The 7595-nt window shown below is 65.4% G+C and carries 6 protein-coding genes and 1 pseudogene; 6 read left to right on the top strand and 1 reads right to left on the bottom strand.

Features of this window, described 5'->3' with window-relative positions:
- Positions 1-3: 3 nt before the first annotated feature.
- The gene (locus IL54_RS14995; RefSeq protein WP_037476655.1) at positions 4-1953 is read right to left on the bottom strand and encodes a peptidylprolyl isomerase; all 1950 of its coding nucleotides are present in this window, start codon (positions 1951-1953) and stop codon (positions 4-6) included.
- Between the two features lie 209 nt (positions 1954-2162).
- On the opposite strand from IL54_RS14995, the gene tpiA reads away from it, so the two are divergent.
- The 6 genes and pseudogenes from tpiA to IL54_RS14965 all read left to right on the top strand — a co-directional run.
- The gene (gene tpiA, locus IL54_RS14990; protein ID WP_037476654.1) at positions 2163-2915 is read left to right on the top strand and encodes a triose-phosphate isomerase; all 753 of its coding nucleotides are present in this window, start codon (positions 2163-2165) and stop codon (positions 2913-2915) included.
- A 242-nt stretch (positions 2916-3157) separates the two neighbouring features.
- Complete coding sequence (locus IL54_RS14985) at positions 3158-3910, top strand: class I SAM-dependent methyltransferase (protein ID WP_037476653.1); 753 nt, start codon at positions 3158-3160, stop codon at positions 3908-3910.
- Between the two features lie 14 nt (positions 3911-3924).
- Positions 3925-5202: a hypothetical protein gene (locus IL54_RS14980; protein WP_037478820.1), complete on the top strand. Its 1278-nt coding sequence runs from the start codon at positions 3925-3927 to the stop codon at positions 5200-5202.
- The gene (locus IL54_RS14975; RefSeq protein ID WP_037476652.1) at positions 5199-6344 is read left to right on the top strand and encodes a glycosyltransferase family 4 protein; all 1146 of its coding nucleotides are present in this window, start codon (positions 5199-5201) and stop codon (positions 6342-6344) included. Before IL54_RS14980 ends, IL54_RS14975 begins: the two co-directional genes overlap by 4 nt.
- The gene (locus IL54_RS14970) at positions 6341-7087 is read left to right on the top strand and encodes an FkbM family methyltransferase (RefSeq protein WP_037476651.1); all 747 of its coding nucleotides are present in this window, start codon (positions 6341-6343) and stop codon (positions 7085-7087) included. Before IL54_RS14975 ends, IL54_RS14970 begins: the two co-directional genes overlap by 4 nt.
- Positions 7084-7595: pseudogene (locus IL54_RS14965) on the top strand (MFS transporter); the annotation flags it as partial. The gene IL54_RS14970 and the pseudogene IL54_RS14965, both read left to right, overlap by 4 nt.

Below are 7595 nucleotides of genomic sequence, written 5' to 3'. Positions count from 1 at the left end.
GTCTTATTGGTCGCCGCTGGTGGTGGCGGCCAGCGCCCTGCGCACGCCTTCGACCGCATTGGCATTGCGCGTGACCTTCAGATGCTTTTCGACCGCGCGCTCGAACTGCTGGCCATATTCCTGGCCGATCACTTCGCCCAGCTGGTCGCGCATCTGCACCATCAATTCGGGTTGATTCTTGGCATCGCCCCGTTCGATCGCGTTGAGCTGGACCACGAAATAGCCGCGATCCTGGCCGATCGGCAGCGTCTTGACCGTGTTCGCCGCCATCGAGAAGAGGATGGCGATTTCGGCCGGTGGGCGCTGCTCGCCGCGCATGATGTCGGCGCGCTTGCCACCCAGCGTCTGCGGCGCGGGCAGCTTGACGCCGGCTTGTGCAATTGCGTCGGCCAACTTCATGCCCTTGGCCACCTTGGCGCGGATCTGTTCGGCCAATGCCTTGGCCTTATCGTTCCCGGCGTTCAGCTTATATTGCGCCTGCACGATCGGCTTGACCTTGGCCAGTGGCGGGGGCGCTGCGGCGACGATCTCGCCCGGCGCGATCAGCGCATAGCGCTTGTCGGGGGTGATCGGCACCATCTGCGCATCATCATCCGCGCTCATCGCAAAGATGGGCGCCAGCAGCGGCTGCACGTCGGGCGCGACTACATAGGCCTGATCCTCGACCTGCTTGCCGGTGGCGAGCAGCAGCGGGCTGGTTTCGAGCTTGAGGCCATTATCCTTGACCACTTCCTCGAACGTCCCGCCATCGGCGATCTGATCCTCCAGCTTGCCGGTAAAGTCGGCCAGCAATTGCTTTTCCTTCTGCGTCCGCAGCGTCGCGACGATTTCGTCCCGCACCGACGCCAGCGCGCGGGCAGGAATGTCCTTGACCGCCGTCACACGCAGCAACAGCCAGCCGAGCGGCCCGCGCACGGGACCAACCAGATCGCCTTGCTTGGCGGCAAAGGCGGCATCGACCGCAGCCTTGCCCGCCGTGGTGGTAAGTGTCGCAGGGGTCTGGTCGGCCAGCGTCGCCACCGCCAGGCCAGCGCCCTGTGCAGCGGCGGACAGCGATACGCCGCCCTTCACCTTGTCGGCAATCGCCTTGGCAGCAGCCTCGGTCGGCAGCACCAGCTGCTCGATCGTCCGGCTCTGCTTGGCGGCATAGGCGGCCTTGTTCTGGCTATAAGCGGCGGTGATTTCCGCATCGCTTGGCTGCGAGGCTTGCGCGAAACGCTCGGCATCGACCACGGCATAGCGGATGCGCCGCTGTTCGGGGATGGTGAAGCGATCGGCGTTGCGCTTGTAGAAATCGGCCAGTTGCGCGTCGGTCGGGTCTTTCTCGTCCAGGAACGCGACCGCCGGGATCGCCGCAACCGTGCCCTGCCGCGCTTCCAGCAGCAACGAGGCATAGGGCAAGACCAGGCTGTCGGTCGGCTTCACGCCCATGCCGATCGGGGTCAGCAATTGCCGCTGCAGGATTTCGCGGCTGATATCGTCGCGCAAATCCTTTTCCGTCAGCCGCTCGCGTGCCAGCAGATTGCGGAAATTCTCCTGGCTGAAATTGCCGGCTGCGTCCTGAAACGCCGGAATTTGCGCGATCTGCGCATCGACCAGCCGCTTTGAGATGTGCATGCCCTGATCGTCGGCAAAAGCGCGCAGCGCCAGTGACGCGACCAACTGGTCATAAACCTGCGCCGCGCCGCCCTGCGCGAAGAAATCGTTGATCTGCAGACCGGGGTCGGACCGGCGCGCATTGTCGAACACCCGCTGCACCCGCTCCTGCAACTCGGTTTCGGTCAATTTATAGCCCTTGGCCTTGGCTGCCGTGCTGCCACCGCCAAAGCTGGTCCCGAACTGACCGCTCGACAGGTCGCCCAATATGAAGGCTGCGGCGATCGTCCCTAAGAATAGCAGCGCGAACACTGCCCCGAAACGGGATTTGATGAAGCGGCGAAAGACAGAAAGCATGAAAATATCCGAACTGCGGCGGGATGGCGGCCCGCTTTAAGGGCGGATGCGCGCGGCGGCAAGGCTTGCACTGGACAAATGCGCTAGCGCCGTTCATCGCCTCTGACCAGTCCATGTCCCTTCCGATGGAGACGCGACGCCACAGCAGACTGGCGCGCGGCGGCGGGGGCGGGGCGACGTGCAGCAATAAAGAATAAGGGGAATAGACGATGGGCAGGCGCAAGCTGGTTGTCGGCAACTGGAAAATGAACGGGATGCAGGCTGCGTTGGACGAGGTCGCCGCCATCGGCGCGCGCGCGGCGCAGCATCCAGCGGTAGAGGTCGGCCTCTGCCTGCCTGCCACGCTGATCGCCGCGGCGGACGCACGCAAGGGCGGTGCCTTCATCGGCGCGCAGGATTGCCACATGCAGGCAAGCGGCGCGCATACTGGCTGCCTCTCGGCGGCGATGCTGGCCGAAGCGGGGGCCAACTGGACCATCGTCGGCCATAGCGAGCGGCGGCAGGACCAGGGCGAAACCGATAGCGATGTCGCGGCCAAGGCGTTGGCCGCCAAGGCCGCGGGCCTGCGCGTCATCCTGTGCGTGGGGGAAAGCCTGGACGTGCGCGACGCGGGCGATGCCGAAGCGGTGGTGTCGGCGCAACTGCTCGCCTCCTTGCCCGACGGCGCAGCGGCGGACTGGCTCGCCATCGCCTATGAACCCATCTGGGCAATCGGCACTGGCCGCATCCCGACGATGGAGGCCGTAGCGACCATGCACGCCGCCTTGCGCGCTGCGCTCGCCAGCCGGATCGGCGACGAAGCGCAAGGCATGCGCATATTGTACGGCGGGTCGATGAATGGCGACAATGCCGCCGAACTGATGGCCATCGCCGATGTCGATGGCGGCCTGGTCGGCGGCGCCAGCCTGACCGCCGAAAAATTCGCGCCCATCATCGCGGCGGCGGATGGGGTGGTGGACTGACGAAAAAAATCCTCCCCTGGAAGGTTCAACAGAGGCACGTGACTCTGTTGAAGGGGACCGGCGAAGCCGGTGGAGGGGTGTCACCCTCACGATAGGGCAACACCCCTCCGTCGGCGCTGTGCTCAGCCATCTCCCCTGCAAGGAGATGCCTTCGAGAATATACAAGGCCTCTCACCCCCCCCCCCTCGTCAAACGCCCGCGATATTGTATAGCCCATCCCCTGTTCCCAAGCGGAGAATGCCGTGATTACTGTCCAGCGGGTGGCCAAGGCCGTCGGCAAGCATCTGACCCGAACCGCGCTCCAGGCGCGCAAAGCTGCGGGCGTGCGGCGCAAGCGGGGCTGCCCGGCCTGTGGCGCGACCGTGGTGGGCTTCTTCCGCTATGGCGACAATGGCGAATGGGGCTGCCCCGAATGTGGCGCATCGCCGCGCGAACGGTTGATGAACTGGCTGATCGCCAATGGCCGCCTGACCGTGCCAACCGAAGGCGCGATCCTGCATATGGCGCCCAATGAAGCCAGCCTCGTCCGCCGCTTTTCCGCCGCCGCTTATTATATGCCCGCCGATCTCGATCCGTCGCGCTATACCGTCCCCAACATGGCGCAAATCGACCTGATGGAGCTGGCCGTCACCGACCGCTACGACCTGTTCTACGCCAGCCATGTGATGGAGCATGTGCCCGACGACATGGCGGTGCTACGCAACATCTACCGCGCCTTGAAGCCGGGCGGCGAAGCCTGGCTGATCGTGCCGCTCTGGACCAAGCCGACCGAAGATGGCAGTTTCGACATCCCCCCGCGCGAGCGCGAGCGCCGCTTTGGCCAGTGGGATCATGTGCGCCAATATGGCCCCGATTTCGCCGACCGCATCCGCGCCGCCGGCTTCGACCTCGAAGAAATCGACGCCAGCAGCATCGACGTCGCCGCGCGCCATTATTACGCACTGGACGACCGGCTGTTCCGCGCCCGCAAGCCCGGCGGAGCCGCGACGCGGTGAGCGTCCTCGCGCGGATGGAGGCATCCGCCCGCATCCTCGCACTGGTCAAGCTCGCCAATGTCGGCCTCGTGCTGATCTGGGGCTTTGCCGTCACCTTCGTCTTCGTCCGCGTGTTGCCGCTGGCCGAATTTCAGGCGTTCCTGCTGCTGGTCGCGTTCGGCAACTTCACCATTTCGGCTGAGTTCGGCCTGACCAGCATCATCTACGCCCGGTTGCGGCGGCACTGGCTGGGTGGGGATCAGGCGGATGGCGGTTTCCGGCTGGAGGAAATGGGGGTGCTGTTCCTGTTCCTTGGCCTCATCATGCTGGGCGGGACGGCGATCCTGATCGGGGCGCTGACGCTCGGCTGGTTCGATACGGCGATGCCGCTGCTGTTCCTGCTCTTCTTCCTGTTCGCCTGCCTCAACCTGCCTGCCTTGCTGGCCAAGCGGGCGCTGGCGGCAGTGGACGGCAATTTCCTCTGGGAAGCGCTCGATTGCGGACGGCGGGTGCTGACGATCACGCTGCTGCTCGCCATCCTCCTGGGCATGGACCCGCGCCTGTCGATCGCGCTGCAACTGGCGGTCAGCCTGCTCGTCATCGGCTGGGCTATCGCCCATGTCCACCGGCGACTGGGGATGGGCGCGCGCCACTGGTTCGCCTTCCGCGTCGGCGGCGGTCATGTCCGCGCCCATTATCTGCGCGACATAGGCGCGTCAGCGGCCTTCACCGTCTCCGACATCATCGCCTATAATGCGCCCTATTTTACCATCGCCATAGCCACGTCCGACGCCCGCCCGATGCTAATCTTCGACTTCTTCTTCAAAATGTCGCGCGCCCTGTCGATGCTGGTCCGCGCCGTCGTGGAGGCCGCCTTGCCGCGCATCACCCGCGCCTATCATGCCGGGGACCGCGCAAGGCTGCGCCAGTTGCTCGCCCGCTCGCTCGGCGCAGGGCTGGTCTTTGCCGTCCTGCTGTCGTCGCTGTTGCTGGGCGTCGGCGACTGGCTGTTCGCCACGCTGTTCGACGGTCGTGCCACGATCGACCGGACGGAACTCGCCCTAATCGTCGCGGCCTTGGCGGCGCTCACGATCATCTGTGTCTCGGTCTATGTGCAGGGCGCGCTCGGCCGCTTCTCGACCCTGCTGCATCGCTCCTTGCCCTTCCTCGCCGGATCGCTCGCCAGCGCGCCCTTGGCCCTGGCGCTGACACCCCAAGGCTTCGACCTCACCTTCCTGGGTCTCTACACGCTGACGCTCGCCGGCGCGGCCATCCTGCATCTCATCTCGCTCCAAAGGCTGGCGCGGGCATGAAGGTCGCGATGCTTGACCCGTCGCTCTTCACTGGGCGCTATGACGACAGCCTCTGCGCGGCGCTAGCGGGGCAGGGTGCGGACGTCACGCTGCTCGGCCGCCCCATGCGCGCCACCGATGCGATCGTGCCGCAGAACTATGCCTACGCCCCCCATTTCTTCCGCCGCAGCGAAGCGCTGCGCGACCGCCTGGGCGAAGGCCGTGCCTTTCGCCTGGCAAAGGCCGCAGAATATGGCCTGACTTGCGCGCTGGGCGACCTCACGCCGCTCCTTGCCGCCGATGTGGGCCATATCCAATGGCTCCCTCTCGCCCCCGCAGACCGTCTGATGTTGAAGCGACTCAATGGGCGCACTGCTTTGGTCCACACCGTCCATAATGCCGACGCCTATCATGCCGATGCCGGGCTGCAGGGCCGGGGCTACCGCGCGCTGCTTGACGGCATGGATGCACTGATCGTCCATGGCGACACCACCCGCGCCGCCCTCATCGCGCAGGGCATCGACCGCGCCCGCATCCACATCACCCCGCACCCGCCGATGCGGCTGGCAGCCGCCAGCGCCGCCGACCTGGCCGCCGTACCCGCCTCCACGAAACCCCGCCTGCTCTTCTTCGGCACGATCCGCCCCTATAAGGGCGTAGACCTCGCGATAGACGCCTGCCTCTCGCTCTGGCGCGCTGACCATGATTTCGATCTGATGCTGGCGGGCAAGCCCTTCATGGACATCGCGCCGCTCCTGGCGCAGGTAGCGCAAGCAGGCTTTGCCGACCGGCTGCTCACCGATTTCGGCTTCCTGACCGAAGGCCGCCTCGACGCGCATATGGCCCGCGCCGACATCATGGTCTTTCCCTATCGCCACATCGATTCGAGCGGTGCCTTCCTCTCTGCGCTGCATCATGGCAAGGCGATGGTCACGTCGGATGCGGGCATGTTCGGGCAATTGCCGGACGGCGTAGCGATCCGGGCGGCGGCGGGGAATGTCCCCGCTTTGGCCGCAGCGCTCTTGCCGTTGGTGCAAAGCGCCGCCATCAGGCAGGCACAGGGCGCGGCGGCGCGCGCCTATGGAGATGATATGGGAAGCTGGAACGACATGGCGGTGGCGACGATGAACATCTATCAAACCGTGCTGGCCGCGCGCGCATGAACCGCTATTGGCGCGAATTGTCCGACCGCAGGCTAGCCGCGCGTCTGGCGCTGGCCGGGCGGGTGCATCAATATCCCGAAATCCAGGCGCTCCGGCGCTTCCTGACGACCTTTGCCGTCGATTGCCTGTTCGACGTGGGTGCCAATCGCGGCCAATATGCGACGATGCTGCGCAAGGATGCGGGCTATAAGGGGCTGATCCTCTCCTTCGAGCCGAACCCGGACGTGTTCGCCGAGCTACAGCGCCACGCCGCGTCCGACCGCCACTGGCATGTCTTCAACATGGCGCTCTCCGACTTCGACGGCACCGCCAGCTTCAACATCATGGCCGCCGATCAATTCTCCTCGCTCAAAGCACCGTCGGGCGAGCAGGATGCCATCTTCGCCGATCGCAACAAGGTGACCAAAACGGTCGAAATGCAATGCCGCCGCCTCGACTCTGTGTTGCCTGATCTAAAGGCGCAGCATGGCTTTACCCGCCCCTTCCTGAAGATGGACACGCAGGGCCATGACCTGTCGGTGTGCGAAGGCGCGGGCGATGCGCTGGCACAGATGCTGGGCATCCAGACCGAACTCGGCGTCCGTCCCATTTATGAAGGGGGCACCGGCTATCGCGCGATGATCGACTGGCTCGAAGCCCGCGCTTTCGTGCCGTCCGCCTTCTTCGCCAATAATAAGGGCCATTTCCCGCTGCTGGTCGAAATGGACGGCATCTTCGTCAACCGGACATTGGTCGCGGCGTGACCGGCGGCGGGGCGACCAGCTTCGTGAGCGCGCGCCGCCTGTTCCTGGCCGGCGCGATCGGGCTGACGCTCTGGTTGGGTGCCACCTTCGTCTGGCATGTCACCTGGCGGCAGGGGATCAGCCTACCGGTCATCCTGTTCCTCGATCAGGATTTTCCGCTCCTCCTCGGCTCGCTGTTCCTGCTGGCGCTGGCCGCACCCTTTGCGGAGGGGAAGGGCATCCGCCTGCCACGCCCGACCGCGCGCATCATCGTGCCTCTTGTCCTGCTTATGGGGCTAGCGGCCTGGGCAGGCCACTACGCCCTGTTCCAAAATTACGCCATTTCCCGTGACGAGGAAGTCGCCCGCTTCGCCGCCGCCTATATGCGCGAAGGGCTGTTCGCCCGGCCGATCCCGGTCGAATGGGAACCCTATCGCCGGGCGATCATGCCCGAATTCTTCTCCCCCTTCGGCGCGGCGGATTATTGGACTGCGGCCTATCTGCCGGTGAACAGCGCGATCCAGGCCTT

The organism is Sphingobium sp. ba1 (assembly GCF_000743655.1).
In the GTDB taxonomy this organism is placed as follows: Bacteria; Pseudomonadota; Alphaproteobacteria; order Sphingomonadales; family Sphingomonadaceae; genus Sphingobium.
Note: the sequence above shows the minus strand (reverse complement) of the source record. Positions and strands in the feature narration are given on the sequence as shown.

Bases quoted from the DNA above. Each gene is read 5' to 3' on its own strand.
- IL54_RS14995 (WP_037476655.1), bottom strand. From the start codon at position 1,953: ATGCTTTCTGTCTTTCGCCGCTTCATCAAATCCCGTTTCGGGGCAGTG.
- IL54_RS14975 (WP_037476652.1), top strand. From the start codon at position 5,199: ATGAAGGTCGCGATGCTTGACCCGTCGCTCTTCACTGGGCGCTATGAC.
- tpiA (WP_037476654.1), top strand. From the start codon at position 2,163: ATGGGCAGGCGCAAGCTGGTTGTCGGCAACTGGAAAATGAACGGGATG.
- IL54_RS14970 (WP_037476651.1), top strand. From the start codon at position 6,341: ATGAACCGCTATTGGCGCGAATTGTCCGACCGCAGGCTAGCCGCGCGT.
- IL54_RS14980 (WP_037478820.1), top strand. From the start codon at position 3,925: ATGGAGGCATCCGCCCGCATCCTCGCACTGGTCAAGCTCGCCAATGTC.